Origin of the sequence: Sporolactobacillus sp. THM19-2 (assembly GCF_004153195.1) — a bacterium.
Lineage (GTDB): Bacteria > Bacillota > Bacilli > Bacillales > Sporolactobacillaceae > Sporolactobacillus.
On record NZ_SEMC01000070.1, the window covers coordinates 1 to 574 of the forward strand.

Below are 574 nucleotides of genomic sequence, written 5' to 3' on the forward strand. Positions count from 1 at the left end.
ACAAAGAACAAAAACTTAAAATTAAATTAAACTTTGGCTATAACCGTTTTGTGTGGAATCAGATGTTAAACATGATGATTGAACGATACCACAACAATCCCGACTCTTCTTTTCTTAACGCTTTTGCATTGAATAACATGCTTAAAGCCTTGAAGATGGAGTATCCATGGTTAAAAGAGGCTGAGAGTACCAGTTTACAATGTACGAATCATGATCTGGTGGAAGCATATAAAAAGTTTTTCAAAGAACATACCGGTTTTCCAAAGTTTAAATCAAAGAAATATCCGAAACAAAGTTTTCAATCAAAATGTGTAGGTAAAAACATGAAACAAGTTAATAAACATCATGTTAAATTACCGAAATTAGGAATTGTGAGATTCAAAGCAGGAATTAAAATCCCTGAAAAAATTAAATCAGTAACTGTTCGTCTATCACCAACAGGAAAATATTATGCTGTGCTGCTTGTTGAATATGAAAACCAAACATTCAACAAAACAGGAAGGCAATTAGGTATTGACCTGGGTGTTGCCGATTTAGTCATTGGATCTGATGGTATTAAGTTCCCTACCATTCG

At 33.3% G+C, this 574-nt stretch carries 1 protein-coding gene; it reads left to right on the forward strand.

Annotated elements, in window-relative coordinates; genetic code table 11:
• Window positions 1-574, forward strand: a 574-nt coding sequence (locus EWH91_RS14340) for an RNA-guided endonuclease TnpB family protein (protein ID WP_129930940.1), incomplete at both ends; no start/stop codon positions are given.